The 16702-nt window shown below is 43.7% G+C and carries 11 protein-coding genes and 4 pseudogenes; 11 read left to right on the top strand and 4 right to left on the bottom strand.

From position 1 onward, the window contains the following. The first annotated feature begins 28 nt into the window (after positions 1 to 28). Positions 29 to 1246, top strand: a pseudogene (locus F890_RS05200) (multidrug effflux MFS transporter). Between the two features lie 77 nt (positions 1247 to 1323). On the opposite strand, the gene F890_RS05195 reads toward F890_RS05200, so the two are convergent. After that, the gene (locus F890_RS05195) at positions 1324 to 2031 is read right to left on the bottom strand and encodes a nitroreductase (RefSeq protein WP_004280692.1); all 708 of its coding nucleotides are present in this window, start codon (positions 2029 to 2031) and stop codon (positions 1324 to 1326) included. Between the two features lie 902 nt (positions 2032 to 2933). Between F890_RS05195 and gltS the strand changes: the two genes are divergently transcribed. Together gltS and F890_RS05185 are read left to right on the top strand one after the other, a co-directional pair. Continuing rightward, positions 2934 to 4172, top strand: a complete 1239-nt coding sequence (gene gltS, locus F890_RS05190; RefSeq protein WP_005265931.1) for a sodium/glutamate symporter — start codon at positions 2934 to 2936, stop codon at positions 4170 to 4172. A gap of 45 nt (positions 4173 to 4217) precedes the next feature. Next, on the top strand, positions 4218 to 5693 hold the full coding sequence (locus F890_RS05185; RefSeq protein ID WP_004731963.1) for an alanine/glycine:cation symporter family protein: 1476 nt from the start codon (positions 4218 to 4220) through the stop codon (positions 5691 to 5693). A gap of 54 nt (positions 5694 to 5747) precedes the next feature. Here F890_RS05185 and chrA read toward each other — a convergent pair whose 3' ends face one another. Beyond that, the gene (gene chrA / locus F890_RS05180; protein WP_005265930.1) at positions 5748 to 6953 is read right to left on the bottom strand and encodes a chromate efflux transporter; all 1206 of its coding nucleotides are present in this window, start codon (positions 6951 to 6953) and stop codon (positions 5748 to 5750) included. A gap of 124 nt (positions 6954 to 7077) precedes the next feature. Here chrA and F890_RS05175 point away from each other — a divergent pair, with 124 nt between their 5' ends. The 7 genes and pseudogenes from F890_RS05175 to F890_RS05150 all read left to right on the top strand — a co-directional run bounded on the left by F890_RS05175 (position 7078) and on the right by F890_RS05150 (position 13013). Beyond that, the gene (locus tag F890_RS05175) at positions 7078 to 8082 is read left to right on the top strand and encodes a patatin-like phospholipase family protein (RefSeq protein WP_005265929.1); all 1005 of its coding nucleotides are present in this window, start codon (positions 7078 to 7080) and stop codon (positions 8080 to 8082) included. Between the two features lie 348 nt (positions 8083 to 8430). Then, the gene (locus tag F890_RS18730; protein WP_005265927.1) at positions 8431 to 8607 is read left to right on the top strand and encodes a hypothetical protein; all 177 of its coding nucleotides are present in this window, start codon (positions 8431 to 8433) and stop codon (positions 8605 to 8607) included. A 288-nt stretch (positions 8608 to 8895) separates the two neighbouring features. After that, the gene (locus F890_RS05170; protein WP_004280680.1) at positions 8896 to 9417 is read left to right on the top strand and encodes an acyl-CoA thioesterase; all 522 of its coding nucleotides are present in this window, start codon (positions 8896 to 8898) and stop codon (positions 9415 to 9417) included. Positions 9418 to 9567: 150 nt separating this feature from the next. Next, positions 9568 to 10131 (top strand): TetR/AcrR family transcriptional regulator, encoded by a 564-nt coding sequence (locus tag F890_RS05165; protein ID WP_005265926.1) that lies wholly within the window; start codon positions 9568 to 9570, stop codon positions 10129 to 10131. Positions 10132 to 10171: 40 nt separating this feature from the next. Further along, positions 10172 to 11371, top strand: a pseudogene (locus F890_RS05160) (MFS transporter). Position 11372: 1 nt separating this feature from the next. Next, entirely contained in the window at positions 11373 to 12266 is an 894-nt protein-coding gene (locus F890_RS05155; protein ID WP_005265923.1) for a LysR substrate-binding domain-containing protein, read from the top strand. A gap of 132 nt (positions 12267 to 12398) precedes the next feature. Next, positions 12399 to 13013: pseudogene (locus F890_RS05150) on the top strand (glutathione S-transferase family protein). Between the two features lie 82 nt (positions 13014 to 13095). Here F890_RS05150 and F890_RS05145 read toward each other — a convergent pair. Together F890_RS05145 and F890_RS05140 are read right to left on the bottom strand one after the other, a co-directional pair. Continuing rightward, positions 13096 to 14701: pseudogene (locus F890_RS05145) on the bottom strand (bifunctional 3-(3-hydroxy-phenyl)propionate/3-hydroxycinnamic acid hydroxylase). Between the two features lie 352 nt (positions 14702 to 15053). Next, positions 15054 to 15287 (bottom strand): hypothetical protein, encoded by a 234-nt coding sequence (locus F890_RS05140; protein WP_005265918.1) that lies wholly within the window; start codon positions 15285 to 15287, stop codon positions 15054 to 15056. Positions 15288 to 15678: 391 nt separating this feature from the next. Between F890_RS05140 and F890_RS05135 the strand changes: the two genes are divergently transcribed. Next, positions 15679 to 16686 carry a CobW family GTP-binding protein gene (locus F890_RS05135; RefSeq protein WP_005265917.1) on the top strand — a complete coding sequence of 336 codons (1008 nt, stop codon included), beginning with the start codon at positions 15679 to 15681 and terminating at the stop codon, positions 16684 to 16686. Positions 16687 to 16702: the final 16 nt, after the last annotated feature.

The raw sequence follows: 16702 nt of genomic DNA, 5'->3' as shown, positions 1-16702 counted from the left end.
TGTCTGCATATTAGCGCTTTAAATCTTCATGCTTATGACATCGAATAAAATAGTACAACAACCTTATGCCATGTCTTGGATTATTTTGCTGGCAACACTGAGTGCACTCGGGCCTTTATCCATTGATATGTATCTTTCGGCCTTGCCGGCCATGGCAGCAGATTTTGGTGTCAGCACCCAGATGGTTTCTAACAGCCTGCCGGCTTATTTCTTCGGTCTGGCGATCGGGCAACTGATTTATGGTCCGATCAGTGACCGGATTGGGCGTAAACCGCCACTGTATTTTGGGCTGTGTTTATACATTGTGGCAAGTTTGCTGTGTGTCTTTGCGCAGGATGAATGGAGTCTGATCGCTGCACGGATTCTGCAAGCCTTAGGTGGCTGTGTCGGGGTGGTCATGGCACATGCTGCAATTCGTGATCGCCTGGATATGCATTCAGCAGCTCAGGCCTTTGCCAGCATGATGATTGTGACTGCGATTGCACCAATCATCGCTCCGAGTCTGGGGGCCTAGGTATTGATGTTTTATGAATGGAATGTGATCTTCTTGGTGCTGATGGGCTGCGGTCTGTTGAGTCTGGCCTGTGTACATTTTCTATTTAAAGAAACCCTGGAGCCAGAACGTCGTCTCAAGCTGAACTTCCAGCAGGTATTAAGTTTGTACCGTACTATTTTTCAGGATCCAAGCTTTCGACGCCCGCTCTATGCTGGCTGTTTTTCCGGTGCAGTGATGTTCTGTTATATCAGTGCTTCTTCTACCATTCTGATGGATCGTTATCAGCTGACTGAGCAGCAGTTTGCTTATGCCTTTGGTGCCAATGCCTTCGGGATCATGCTGTTTTCGACCTTGAATAAACGTCTGGCTGGGCGATTCTCGATATTACAGCGCTTGAAAATCGGCACCTGTCTGCAGTTTACCGGTGTATTAGGGTTAATCTTGCTGGGCTGTCTGGACGTCGATTCTGTGTTCTGGGTGTTGTTAGGCATGTTTATTGTGGTGGCATCTATCGGGTTTACTGGTCCGAATGCCATGGCTCTGGCAATGGCTGAACAGGGCGAGCGGGCGGGAACCGCCAGTGCGATTATGGGCAGTATGCAATTTGTCTGTGGCTTATTGGGCGGTGTATTACTGAATTTTCTGATCTGGCATGCCTTATTAAATATGGCATTGATCATGCTGGTTTTTGTAGGTATTTCCGCTTGGGCGATTTTTAAAATCAAGATGCCAATCTTGAAAAATGCATAGATGCTGGGCGTTCTCTAATATATTAAAAATGCTGGATTGAGCAGAGGGCTAAGCAAGTTGGCTTAGCCCTGCTTGCATCACTCATCGATAAATACGGCAAATTCCTCTACGGGAACACGCGGGGTAATAAAGCTGTTAATAATCTGCTCTGGGTCGGCATAACCCAGTGCCATACCGCAGACCAGCTCTTCATCATCAGGTGCGCCGACCAGATCAAGCACGATCGGATGAAAATGATTCCAGGCAGCCTGCGGACAGGTGTCCAGACCGCGGGCTTTTGCTGCCAGCATGACATTCTGGATCATCATGGAAACATCCATTTTGGAACCAATCGCCAAAGAACGATGGACGGTAAAGAACAGGCCGACAGGCGCATCAAATAATTCAAAATTACGCAGCTGCTGACGCGCCATTTTTTCCTTTTCGCCTTTCTGAATATTCAGCAAGCCATATAAACCCCAGCCATTTTCACGACGACGTTCAATAAATGGCGAGATCCATTGTTCAGGATAATAGGCAAAAGTTTCCTGATACTGCTGCGACAATTCCGGATTTGCATAGATTTGCATTTGTGCCTGACAAACCTGCTGCACGAGTTCATCACGCTTTTTACCTGTTACCACATACACTTTCCAGGGTTGGGTATTGGTTCCTGAAGGTGCGCGGCTGGCCACCGCCAGAATCTCTTTTAAGGTGTCTGTACTAACGGGGGTATTTAAAAAAGCACGCACTGAATGGCGAGAAGTGATGGTGTGATCTACAGCATGAACAAGATTTTGATCCATTATGGGGTCCAGTCGAATATCCTTATTGAGTTTGCAATGACTATAAACTAAACAAACAGAACGGAGGATAGGAAAATTTAATTCTTCGCCAGCTGAAAAAACAATTTATCAGCAAAATGACTTGAATAATGAAATTTCGCATTCTTTTAGCTGAGCATAAATCGCCTAAGTGATAGCAATGGATTTAGTCATAAAGTTGGTCTTTGATTTAAAAAATGGCTTAAAACCCAAGTGCTTGAACCATTCAACAATAACAATTTCACACAGAGAACTGGTTTATTTTGACTGAAAATCAAGATAATTTAATTTCAAGATCCCTGTTTCATTTTGTGTCGAGTAAAAGATTAATATTTTTTTTGAATTAAAATATAGATTAATCTTCATATAAAAATGAGAATTTATAATTATTTTTTATAGGTAAATTAACTATTGCTAATAAAAAGAAATAAAACCTGATACGAAGAAACAGCATAATGTACGACTTTTCATCTTAATTCATGCATTTCGTGATTAAGATCTGTTTTAAATAACGCGATTCCAGATGGCTTGAATGAAGTCTTTAGGTTGAAAGCACTCATCAAGCACTGAATGTTTTTTTTGAGCTTAAAACACAGTTTTTTTACCAGCATGCGCATCTGTTTGAAAATTGTCTGCAATTTTACAACAGACTGAGTATCGGAATAGAAAAGGTGTTGCTTTTATAAATCTCTCATTTGTTGAATATGATCGTGATGATGATATTCATAAGTTTGAAAGAGATGATAAATCGGTTTGTTTTTCTAAAGGTGATAGATCAAATCAGGATATTTCCAGATGAACATCTAATGAGCGAGCTAGAAATCTAGCGCACTCCATAACTTTTAGAAAAATAAAAAATTCAAAATCATCTTGGGCAAAAAATTATGGATTTTACTTTTAACGCATTTTATACCTTGATTGCCGCAGTCATTGTTTTGTTACTCGGCCGATTCCTGGTTAATAAAATCGATTTTTTAAAGCGCTACAATATTCCTGAGCCGGTTGCAGGCGGTTTGGTTGCTGCGATTATCTCATTACTGGTGCATTCACTGTGGGGATACAGCATCACCACCAGTTCAGAGCTACAAACCAGTTTTATGCTGATCTTCTTTGCCTCGATCGGTCTGAGTGCCAACTTTTCCAAGTTGCGTGAAGGTGGGATCGGTCTGGTTATTTTCCTGTTTGCTGTTTCGGCTTTCATTATTTTGCAAAATGCGGTCGGCATGAGTCTGGCAACATTATTGGGTATTGACCCGTTGATTGGCCTGATTGCAGGTTCAATTACCTTAACCGGTGGTCATGGTACTGCAGGTGCATGGGGCGAGATTTTTGAGGTTGAACATGGCATTCAGGGGGCGCTTGCACTGGGGATGGCCAGTGCTACTTTTGGTCTGATTATCGGTGGGATTATTGGTGGTCCTTTAGCAAAACTGCTGATTAACCGTCATAATCTCGCAATTGCACGTACGGATCAACAAATCGAAAAGCGTGATAGCACGCCAATGGATATCAACTCGACCGAATATATTCCATTTGAATATCCGCATCAGGTGCGTTTAATTACCGCTGATAATGCAATCACGACCTTGGGCCTGTTCGCAGGTTGTTTGGCTTTTGCAGAGTTTATGACGGGTTTCAGTAAAGGTACTGCGTTTGAACTGCCAACATTTGTCTGGGCATTGGCGGGTGGTGTCATTCTGCGTAATGTACTGGAAGGTATTTTCAAAGTTCAGATTTTCGATCGCGCGATTGATGTGTTCGGTAATGCTTCATTGTCGCTGTACTTGGCGATGGCATTGTTATCATTGAAATTATGGCAATTAGCTGACCTTGCAGGACCACTCATGGTGATTCTGGGTGCGCAAACCATCACCATGGCTTTGTATGCAGCTTTCGTCACTTTCCGCATCATGGGCAAAAACTACGATGCTGCGGTACTTGCAGCAGGTCATTGTGGTTTCGGTATGGGCGCAACGCCAACAGCGGTTGCCAATATGCAGGCGATTACCAATATGTATGGTGCGTCGCATAAGGCCTTCCTGATTGTTCCATTATGTGGTGCGTTCTTCGTTGACTTAATCAATGCTACTGTTATTCAGATGATTTTGAAGTTTTTTGCATAATTTTTATGCCTGATACGATGAGTCATAGGCTCATAAGGATGTGACATGAATGATCAGTTAAATGAAACCTTACTCGGCTGGATTAATGCCCTGAATGGCCCTTTATGGGATTTTCTGGTGGTGTTTCTGGTCGCAGTCGGTATTTTCTACACGATCATGACTGGTGCAGTACAAATTCGTTTGTTCTGGCACAGCATGAAAGTCATGAAAAATAGCCGTGGCAAGGTTCAGGATACGCACGGCATTACCCCGTTTCAGGCCTTTGTCACTGGACTGGCAAGCCGGGTCGGTGTGGGCAATGTCGCGGGTGTCGCCATTGCGATTGCGATTGGTGGCCCCGGTGCCGTGTTCTGGATGTGGTTTACTGCCTTTTTGGGCATGAGTTCTGCTTTTGTTGAATCCTCTTTGGCACAGTTGTTTAAGGTGCGAGATAACAAAAACCAGCAATTCCGTGGTGGTCCAGCTTATTACATTACTCAAGGCCTGAAACAGAAATGGCTCGGGATTGTCTTTGCGATTGCATTGATCACGACTTATGGTTTTGTCTTCAATGCAGTTCAGGCCAATGCCATTACCGGAGCAACCTCTCATGCCTGGGGCTGGGATCAGGCGAATCTGATCTTGCCATTAGGCGGCCTGAATCTGGAAATTTCCTGGGTCGGATTGTTTCTGGTCTTGATGACTGCGGTGATCATTTTTGGCGGAATTAAACGGATTGCAAAAGTTGCTGAAAGCTTTGTACCGTTTATGGCTGTGCTTTATCTGGCGGTAGCTTTGTATATTGCAGTCATCAATTACGATCTGCTCCCATCCATCTTCCAGCTCATTTTCAGTAAAGCCTTTGAATTTGAAGCCGCCGCTGGTGGATTCTTTGGCGCCATGGTATCTATGGCGATGATGATGGGCATCAAGCGTGGTCTGTTCTCTAACGAGGCAGGGATGGGGTCGGCACCGAACGCCGCTGCAGCCTCGGATGTCAAACATCCGGTCAACCAGGGTCTGGTACAGATGCTCGGGGTATTTGTAGATACCTTTGTGGTGTGTTCATGTACCGCGATTATTATTCTGGTCTCAGGACTGTATGAAAATGCAGGCTTTGAAGGCGTGACCTTGACCCAGATGGCGCTTGAAAGCCAGATTGGTGCTTGGGGCGATGACTTCCTGGCTTTGATTCTGTTCCTGTTTGCCTATTCTTCGATTATTGGTAACTATGCCTATGCCGAAGGAAACGTTCAGTTCATCAATAACAATAGCCGGGTGATGTTGATTTTCCGCTTATTTGTATTGGTCATGGTGTATTTCGGTTCCATAGCCAGTGTGCCGTTGATCTGGAATATGGCAGATCTGTTCATGGGTGTCATGGCAAGTATCAACTTGATTGCGATCCTGTTGCTGATGCCATTCCTGCTGATGCTACTCAAAGACTATACCGGTCAGTTGAAGCGTGGTGTGAAAGAGCCTGAATTTAAACTGGATAACCATCCTAAATTTAAAGACAAGGTCAAATCAGATATCTGGTAAGACTTGAAGTAAAAAGCCCCGATCATTCGGGGCTTTTTTGTGCCAAAGTTTTCTTTAGAAGAAATTTAAATAACTTTGATAAAGCACAAAGCCCAAAATCAGGCTGAACCAGACCGGTAGTTTTGAGCGTAGCAGGGCAATCATCACCGCGACAAAAACCAGGTCGGAGCCATAACTAAAATAACGTTGTGAAAGATCCAGCAATAAATACAGCAATAGCCCCACCACCGCAGCATTGATGCCCATCACCGCCTGATGAATATGGCGCTGCTGCATCAACCATGACCAGTAGGGCAAGGTAGCAAAGATCAGAAAAAATGAAGGTAAAAAGATTGCACAGGTTGCTAACAGTGTATTTAGCCAGACATAAGGCGTCCAAGGCAGCAAAGCACCAATATAACTGGCAAAACTGAATAAAGGTCCAGGCATGAGCTGGGCAAATGCATAGCCAAGATCAAAAGATTGGGCACTCACCAAACTAGTCGTGACAAAATCCTGATGCAATAAAGGCAAAATCACATGACCACCACCAAACACCAGCGAGCCAGTCTGATAGAAATTGGAAAAAAATTGCAGCTCCGATTCACCCCATAATTTTCCAGCTAAGGGCAGCAGCAAAAATGGTAGGATAAATGCCAACAGCCAATAGGGCGCAGCGGCAGATCGAATATAAGGCGAGCTGATTGCCGTTTTGTTAATTTCTTTGGGTTTCAAATCTGAGTGGGAAAAATGTCCAGCCAAGAGTCCACAGATTGCGCCCAGTATAATGACCAGAATCTGATTAAAACTCACTGAAACGACTATCAGTAATGCCACCGAGAGGATTAAGACAGCGTATTGCCAAGCCGATTTACAGAAGCTTCTCAGCATTTGCCAGAATGCCCAGGCGATTACAGAAAATACAATTAACTGGATGGTATGAAAGCTGTTTGAGTTTAAAATATGAAAATAGCTTTGACCCAATAACGCCACCAAGGTCATCAGAATCATTGAGGGCAGGGTAAAACCCAGCCATGCGATCACGGCACCAGTATAGCCCCGTTGCAGATAACCGATCGACAGCCCCACCTGACTGCTGCTCGGCCCGGGTAAAAGTTGTGCCAAAGCGACCAGTTGACTGTACTGGGTGTTATCCAGCCATTGCAGCTGGGTCACAAATTTTCGGTGAAAAAACACCAGATGCGCCGCTGGACCGCCAAATGAAATGCAGCCCAGTTGCAGGAAAATCAGGAAAATCCGGTACAGTGAGGTTGAAGGCATATTGTTATGGGGAAAAATGAAGATAAAGTAGCTGAACTGTATGACAGTTTTACGAAATTCTACAGACTATTTATGCATGTGTTTATACACTATGCTGCTTTAGATTAATGAGGACATTCTCTGCATGCAGAAATATGTGTTGAGTATGGTGATACTGGGTACATTTGGCCTAAGTGCTTGCCAAATGACCCCCATGACAGCCCAAGCGGCGACCAGTCATCTACAACCTGCTGCACAACGCGGAGAAGCTCAGGCACGTCCGAATCAAATTGATTTTCAAAAGATCAAGCAAACCCAGCAACGTCCGGTAGTTGCTTTAGTTCTGGGCAGTGGCGGTGCTCGTGGCTATGCGCATATTGGTGCGTTGGAAGTACTGGAACAGGCGGGTATTCAACCAGATTTTATTGTCGGAACCAGTGCGGGCAGCATTGTGGGATCCATTTATGCAAGTGGTAAACCGGCGATTGAACTGCGCAATATTGCCCTCAGCATGCGACCGAATGATGTCCGTGATATCAAACTAGCCAGAAAAGGCTTTTTTGATGGCAAGAAAGTTGAAGATTATGTCAATTTGCAGGTCGATCAAACCCCGCTTGAAGCCATGAAAATCCCAATGTTTGTGGTAGCAACCGCGCTGAAAGAAGGCAAGAAAGTCGTCTTTAACTATGGCAATACCGGACAGGCGGTACGTGCTTCGGTCTCGATTCCGAGTATGTTTATTCCGACTCTTATTCAAGGTAAAGAATATGTAGATGGTGGTCTGGTCAGTCCGGTGCCGGTCGATGTGGCACGTGAGTTGGGAGCCGATATTGTGATTGCGGTGGATATTCTGGCACAGCCCATTCACACGGAAACCAGCAATGTCTGGGGGCTATTTAACCAGAACATCAATATTATGCAGCAACATCTGGCGCATGAAGAATTAAAGCATGCAGATGTGGTGATTCAGCCGGACTTACGCGAAAAAGGCCATATCTTTGATGTACGTGGCAGGGAACTCACCATGCAGGCTGGTGCCGAGGCGACCCAGTTAAAGTTGATGGAAATTTCACAAGCCTACCAAAAACATGATTATGCTCAAGGACATCGCATTCCACAGTTTGTGGTACATGAACATCAAGCTCAATAAATCTTTTTTTTTGAAATTTCTGTTTATCCCTATATCGCAGGAGCGCAGTATAGGGATATTCAATCAAAAGGATAAAGGATCATCGGCTGTAACGCTTAACTGATTGTTATAAAAGATAAGATGATTGCCTATGTGTATCAGTCAGTCGGAATTATCGCAAAAGATAAAATTAATTTTAAATATAACAAATTGAATTATAAGTATATTGTTTTAAATAATAAGCCTTATTCGTCTTAAATTAAAATTTTAATATTATTATTCGTATACTTAAGTTGATCAAATATTCAAAAGCATCGATGTTCATGCCAGAATGCAGTTTGAAAAGATCACTACACAGATGTAGACATCATGACGCATATTAAAATTGGACAGCAGGTCAAACTGGCACAATTCGAACACTATATTTTTACAGTGACCGCGACCCATCAGGATGGTTCTTTTACCGTTGAAACGACCTTGGATGGTCAACAAATTTTAAGTTATCAGAACGTGGCGCAGGAAATGCTCAGGCCAGTGATGCTTTAAATCACGCAGAGCCTTTCTATTTTCCTGAATTATTTTTGTTCAAAGCTTAAAACAGTGAAAAATTCTCAGTTGCTGTGTGATCAACCCCCAGATAAATAAGTGTTGATTTATTGGCACTTAACTTTCTAACTGAGATTTTAAGCAATTAAATATATTTTTTTCTGTATGAATACATTTTCTATATCAATAATTGTGATGCTTCATTTGCCGAATTGAACATTTTATTCATGTTAAAAACGCTATAATAATAAACGATAACCTTGTCATTCAAAGAGTTCAAAGAAAACGATGGCCCCTTTAGATCAAATTGCAGCAGTGTCGGATGACCAGTCAGAGTTAACGATGTCAGTTCTCATGACGCCAGATATGGCAAATTTTTCAGGAAATGTTCATGGTGGAACCATTCTGAAATTATTGGATCAGGTGGCGTATGCGTGTGCAAGTCGCTATTCGGGTAGTTATGTCGTGACCTTATCTGTAGACAAGGTGAATTTTAAAGAGCCGATTCACGTTGGTGAGCTGGTTACCTTTCTGGCCAGTGTGAATCATGTTGGCCGTACTTCAATGGAAATCGGGATTCGTGTAGAAGCCCAGAATATTCAAAAGAGAACGGTACGTCATACCAATAGCTGTTATTTCACCATGGTTGCGGTGGATGAAAATGGTAAACCAAAACAGATTCCAGCTTTGAACCTGGACAATGACTGGAAACGTTGCCGTTTTGAAGCAGCAGAACAGCGTAAAGTCGCGCGTTTGCAAGAAAATCATCATCCTTCATGCAGCATTTATAAAAAGACTGCACAGAGTTAAGTTAAATCGTGATTGAGAAAAGACCTTCATATGAAGGTCTTTTTTTTGCATCAATTTCAGTTTTTCACTGGAGCTTTGTTATTTTTTACCCTAATATAAAACGATACGTATCGTTTCGATTTTTAGATCTTAAAAGTTAAGTAGAAAAATATGAGCAGTGACGAAAAAAGTTCCCGACGACAGCAGTGCATTTTACAGGCGGTCGCAGATGCGCTGGCAGAATGTGAATATCATCAGCTGACGATTGAAGGTGTAGCGGCACGTGCCGGTGTTGGCAAGTCCACGATTTATCGATGGTGGAAACATAAATCGGAACTGGTGCTGTACACTTTCAAACAGCATACAGCTTCGGTATTTGAGCTGGATACCTCTAGAAGCCTGAAAAGCAATCTCATTCAACAACTCGGTTCTTTATCTCAAGCGCTGAATCATCCGGTCGGTCGGGCTTTGCTGGTAGTGATTGCCAATCACCGCGAACTGGCAGGTGAGTTCTTTCAGCAATATCTCTTGCCACGTCGGCAACAGACCCATCAACTGATTCAGCAAGCGATTGAACGGGGAGAAATCCGCGCTGATTATCCTTTTGATTTGATGCTGGATACCTTATACGGCCCGATTCATTACCAGATCATTTTTTTCAACCGGATTCCAGATGAACACTATATCCAGAATCTGGTCGAGTTGGCCTTGCATCCGGTCACTGTTCAAGCCTGAGTTGGTGCTATTTCCCTACAAATTTTAAGAGTTGGTGATTATGTCAGTTAGCGCTGAGCGGTTATGGAATCGCTCATTTATCTTGTGCTTATTCAATAATTTTTTCCTGTTAGTTTATTATTTTGCCTTACTGACCATCTTGCCGATTTACATCATGAAAGATCTGGGCGGTTCGGTAAAAGAAGCGGGTCTGGCGCTGACGCTATTTTTGGCCTCTTCGATTGCGGTTCGGCCATTTTCCGGCATGATCATCAAAAAGCTCGGCAAGAAAATCTCGATGCGCGGTGCAGGCGTGATTTTTGCCTTATTTGCCTTTAGTTATTTGCTGGTAGATAGCATGTGGTCGCTGTTGCTGGTGCGTTTTTTACATGGTATCTGGTTCAGTATTTTGACCACGGTGGCAGTACCCGTCGCTAATGAATTTATTCCTGAACAGCGCAAAGGTGAGGGCATGGGCTATTTCGTCATGTCGACCAATCTGGGTGTGGTTTTTGGGCCCTTGCTGGCATTGACCGTAATTCAGTTCACCAGCTTCAAAGTCTTATTTGGCATTCTTGCCGTTATCATTTCTTTGGGGCTCATTTTCTGTTGGATGCTCAAAATCACAGAGTTACCAAAACCTGAAGCTATAAGCACAGAAAAAACCAGCTTGAGCTTGCAGGATATTCTGGAAGTCAAAGTTCTGGCGGTAAGTTTTGTGGCTTTACTAACCGCTTTTGCCTACTCGGGCATCATGAGTTTTATTACTGCATTTAGTGAAACCAAGCAGCTTTTGGGCTATACCAGCGTATTCTTTATTGTATTTGCAGCATCCATGTTGCTGGTCAGACCTTGGGTCGGGAAGATTTATGACCGTAAGGGACCAAGTGCGGTTATTTATCCTTCCTTTGTTTTCTTTGCCATGGGTCTGGTGATTGTCAGCCTGATTTCCAATCAATGGATATTATGATTGTCGGCAGTGTTTATTGGCATCGGTTATGGTTCACTATTCCCATGTTTGCAGACCTTGGCCATTCAGTCGGTCGACAAGCAGCGTATGGGACATGCGATTTCAACCTTCTTTACCCTGTTTGATCTGGGTTTAGCCATCGGTTCCGTGGCCATGGGAGTATTGATTGCCTATTGGGGCTTTGAAACTACCTATGTTTTGAGTGCTGTACTCGTTATTGTGACGATATTGGTTTATCGTCAGTATGTTGCCAAAAAGCAAAATAAGCGCCCGGCAAGTTTGGAGTTATAAAATGGAATTAAGACATTTACGTTATTTCGTTACAGTGGCGCAGGAACTGAATTTTACCCGTGCCGCGGAAAAATTAAATACGGTACAGCCATCACTGAGCCAGCAAATCAAGGATCTGGAACGTGAGGTTGGCGTGCAGTTGCTGGAGCGGAATAACCGTAAGGTCGGACTGACTGAAGCCGGTCAGGCGTTTTTAAAAGAAGCTTTACTGAGTCTTGAACATGCTGAACGCGCTATTCAGACCGCCAGACAGATCGCCAATGCACAGCAGGACCAGCTGAATATCGGTTTCGTGCCGGTCGCGGAAATGAAAGTCTTTCCTAATATCATGCTGAATATCCGCGCGCATTTTCCTGAACTGAAAGCTCAGTTTCACAGTCTGACCGATGCAGAACAGTTTAGTGCCTTAAGAAATGGACAGATTGACATTGCCTTTACCCGTTATCCGGGGCAGTTGAGTGAATTTGATTCGATTCGCATTTTTGATGAGCCTTTAACCCTGATTGTGCCGAGAGATTCCCCGGCTGCGGCCTTGCCCTATGTTAGTATCAAGAGTTTTGAAAATCAGGACTTTGTGATTAGTGATGAGCAGTCCTCACCGCAACTACATAAGCTGATTCAGGATTTTTTTAAGCAGTCCAAATTAAAGGTAAATGTGGTGCAGTATTCCACCAATATTCTGCTCAATGTCAATCTGGTAGGGATGGGGGTGGGCTGGAGTCTGGTGCCGGCCTACGTGATTCCATTGCTCGGCGATAATATTGTGGTGAAAAAGACTCTGGAACCTTTGCCGATGATTGGACTGTATGCCAATTATCGCAAGGATCAAAAACATGTGGTGATTGATCTGATTTTAAAAGTATTAAAAGAAAAGTTTTGCGTGGATCTTTTCTAATATCTGCATCGTTGATCAGCCCAGATGAAAAGCCGTGCGACAGAAATGATCTGTAGCACATCCTTTTAAATCGGGACTGCAAATCACTTTATACTGAACCTCTAACAATAAAAAACCGGTTGAAGCAGGATGATGAAGCTCTATAACAACCCGCAATCACGTGGCCTGACCTTGTTGCCTTTGCTGAAAGAATTGCAGATTGAAGACCAGATTGAGCAGGTGGAAGTCGCTTATGAGGATATGCATCAGCAGGCGTATACTCAGATGAATCCGATGGGAAAAGTTCCCTGTCTGGTAGATCAGGATGTCGTCATTTCAGAAATGGCCGCCATTTTTATCTATCTGGCAGATAAATATCGTGACAAAGGATTGGCACCTGCTTTGGATGATCTGAAGCGTGGAGCGTATTTGAAATGGATGTTTTTCTGTCATGGACCCTTCACTGAATATATCGATATAAAAAATTTACAGGTGTCGCTAGAAAATATTGAAAAGAACCGAAGAAGTTTAAGTTTTGGGAATGAAGCAGCCGTATTTGATTTTCTGAAACAGGGCATCGGGCAGGCCAGTCCCTATCTGCTGGGCGAAAAAGTCTCGGCGGCGGATCTCTAAGTGGCTTACTGTTTGATCTTTGCGATCTCTGCGAAAATTTTACCGGCATTTGATGAGTTCAGACCTTTTTTGCAGCAGATGGCTCGTCGTGATTCCCTGAAAGATATCCCGTGGTTTCAGGAATACCGAGTCTAATTCCTCGGTCTATATATTGTCCGAGATATCTAAAAACAATAAAAAAAACCACGCCGAAGCGTGGTGAAAGGTGACTCTAATATTATTTCAGGTAAAGCTTTTTAAACAGTTGCTGGCTGGTGCTTTCCATCGATTGAGGAATGGCCAGCGCAGCCACGAAACGGTCAGGACGCAAGATCACAACTGAATCAGACGTGTTGCCAAACCATGAACGGATATCTGTGCCGATATCACCAATGGTGATGACATCTTCATACTCTTTGCGCTGGCTATTTTGCAATTGCACTGCCGGGATCACCTGAATGAATTTCACGCCGAGCGTTTTCCACTGTTGCAACGTCTCCGGACTCAGACCCCATTTCGGATCAACACCCCAGGCAATAATCGCAAAATCATTGCCGATCACTTCATCCAGTAATACGGTTTCACCCGAAGCCAGTTGAACTTGAGGCTGGATAAACATCTTACCGACTGGAGAGTTCTTGGCCCCATTACTCAAAAGTGCGCCGTCATGATATTTCGGCATCGGCTTGAAACGCATTTCCAGCAGGTATTGTTTGATCGGCTTGATGTAGTTCAGGGCATAGGCAAATACCATCACGAACAAAACCTTGCCATTTTTTCGGTGGTGCCAGTACGTGACCTGCCATCACCGACAGGCCAATCATCGCCTTGGCATGGTCTTTACGTTCGATCTGATACGAATCTAAAAGTGCTGGGCCAGCTTTGCCTTGAACAACCAGCGCCATTTTCTAGGCCAAGTTAAAGGCATCACGCATACCGCTGTTATAGCCCTGACCTTGCCATACCGGCATAATGTGCGCAGCATCACCGGCAAGAAAAATACGGTCGACACGGAACTTGTCCGCAATACGGGCATTATGAGTATAGACACGCTGACGGATCACTTCGATACCATCCGTGCTTGGTAAAACCTTAGACAGAAGTTTGGCAATATTTTCCGGTTTGCTCAGTTCTTCCTGCGTTTCACCCGGCATAACCATAAATTCAAAACGGCGAATACCATGTGGCAATGCAGCTGATACATAAGGACGAACCGGATCACAACATAAGTAAATATGCGGTGTAGCCAGCGGGTCGTTCTCAAGGTCGATTACAATCCACTGATTTGGTGCAGTTTCACCTTCAAAGGCAATGCCCAGGTTGCGGCGCACATAGGAATTACCGCCATCACAGGCAATCAGATATTGAGCGCGGATGGTTTCTGCATCACCCTCTTTATTTTGCAGGTTAAGTGTTACGCCGTCAGCATCTTGACTAAACTGGGTCAATTGACGAGAAAACAGCACTTGGGTGTTTTTATATTGCTTTAAGCCTTGCAGCAGAACATTATCAACTTGTGGCTGAATAAAGGCATTACGGCGCGAGAAACCAAATTCACGTGTTAAAGGCTGAATATCTGCAAAACAGCGACCTTTAGGCGTCAAGAAGCGCATCGCATGATTCGGAGTGGTATGCGGTAAGACTTGATCGACTAAACCCAAAGATTGAATGGTACGCAAGGATTCATCATCGATCCCAATCGCACGTGGATAATCAATTAAACTATCCAGTTGCTCGACAATCGTGACAGCTACACCTTGCTTGCTCAGATAGTTGGCAATGGTTAAGCCTACAGGGCCGGCGCCCAGAATTGCCACTTCAGTAGTGTAATTAGTATTGCTCATAGCGAATGTCCATTCAATCGACTTGCATTTGATGCTATTAAGGGACAGTTAGAAGCCAGAAACAAGTTAGGCGATAGTAGCTTAAGTATATGGATAATATTGGATTGAAATAGGTAATTTTTAAATAAGTAATTGAATTTAAATATAAAAATAATAAAAATTTGATAGCCTGTATTAATTCTATGATCAGTTTTGACTATGGTTGGAGGCAGATTTTGTGCAATAAAAATGCTGAACCAGCATCAAGCATGATTCAGCATCGAATAATATCGGGGCAGTATAGGACAAAGCCTACTGGAGAATTACTATCCCTGATATCTTCATTGAAGGATTAAACGAGTCGTTCAATTACTTAACGTGCAGCAGGTTTTGCAGGTGTCGTAGTTTCCGCAGCAGCTTCAGAGGCAGCAGGCTGCTCTGCAGATGCGCCTGCAACAGGAGCATTCGATTCAGGTAATTCCTGGGTAGTCACAATCACTTTTTCTTCTGTAGTGGTGGTTTTCGCATCTGTAGTTTTACTATCAGCAAAACTGGTGGCTGCAGCAGCAGTAAGCGTAGTGGCAAGTAAGATTTGTGCATATTTCATTTTTGGCATCCTTTTATTCATGTCATGTAATCTGCCGAGCTGACCATCACATCAATTCGACAGATGCCCATCCTAAGCACTGAAATTTTACTGAGCAAATCAATTAACAAAAGCGACACGCAGGGAATAACCCAGCAGATACAAAACTGAGAAAGTTGTTTTATTTCTGTTAATTATGCGGAGTTTTATTTAATGAAAGTGTGTGTGAATATTTCAAGAATCCAATTTGAAATAAAAGTTAACATAGAAAATTGGTAATTTGGGATCATTCCATTAATTTTTATCTCTGTGATTTTCACGCCGTGTTTGCGAAGAACACGCATTTTAAAGTCACACTGTGCTTTATAATGCAGAGTATTGCTATTTCTATTCAATCTCTTGAGAGTCGATTTTGAAAATTCTGTCAGCGTCGCAGGCTATTCCTGTCCATATCATTTCCGGATTTTTGGGTGCAGGTAAAACCACACTACTCAAACATTTATTACAGCAAAAACCGGAACAGGAAATCTGGGCTGTGCTAATGAATGAATTCGGCCAGATTGGGGTAGACCAGCAGTTATTGCCGCAAGATCAGGGTTATGCGGTCAAAGAGCTGTTGGGTGGTTGTCTATGTTGCAGTAGCCAATTGCCGATGCAGATTGCCTTGTCACGCCTGCTGTCAGAAGTGAAACCGGATCGTCTGTTTATCGAACCTACCGGACTGGGGCATCCTGGCCAATTACTGGAACAGCTGACCGAACCGCACTGGCAGAGTCATTTAAACATGCAGGCATTGGTCACAGTGGTAGATGGTTCACGTTTGCATGATCGAGACTGGACTCAGCAAAACCTGTACGCAGACCAACTCAAGGCAGCGCATATTGTGGTGATTTCACATACTGACTTGATGACAACCGCAGACCACGCAGCACTCACGCAACTTCAGACAGAATATCAACCTTATGCCCAACAGTGGTTGTTCACCGAGCATGGACAACTCGATATCGAACTGATCAAGCAGGACTATCGGGGTTCCGCCCGTCAGATTCAGCCTTTGTTAAAACAGCAACAGATCACCCGTTCAGCAGATACGCCCTTAGTGATTCAGCAAATGCCTTATCATTATGTAGAAAGCGCGCAGGGTTATCAGGTTGCGGGCTGGAAATTGCCAAAACGCTGGCAATTCAATTTTTATGATCTGCTGGATCTGCTCTGTGAACAAAAAGACTGGCTCAGAATCAAGGGAATTTTTAATACGGATCAAGGCTGGAAAAGCTTTAATTTTAATCCTGAGCAGTTTAATTATCAGTCGGCAGATGAAGGCATTGATAACCGGGTAGAAGTGATTTATCAACAGTCACGGGATTGGCTGGCCTTTGAAACTGCCCTGATGCAATGTCGTATGGATCCAGAGAAATAATGGTACTGTTTCTAGT

It is taken from the genome of Acinetobacter sp. CIP 64.7 (assembly GCF_000369745.1).
GTDB lineage: Bacteria > Pseudomonadota > Gammaproteobacteria > Pseudomonadales > Moraxellaceae > Acinetobacter > Acinetobacter fasciculus.
Note: the sequence above shows the minus strand (reverse complement) of the source record. Positions and strands in the feature narration are given on the sequence as shown.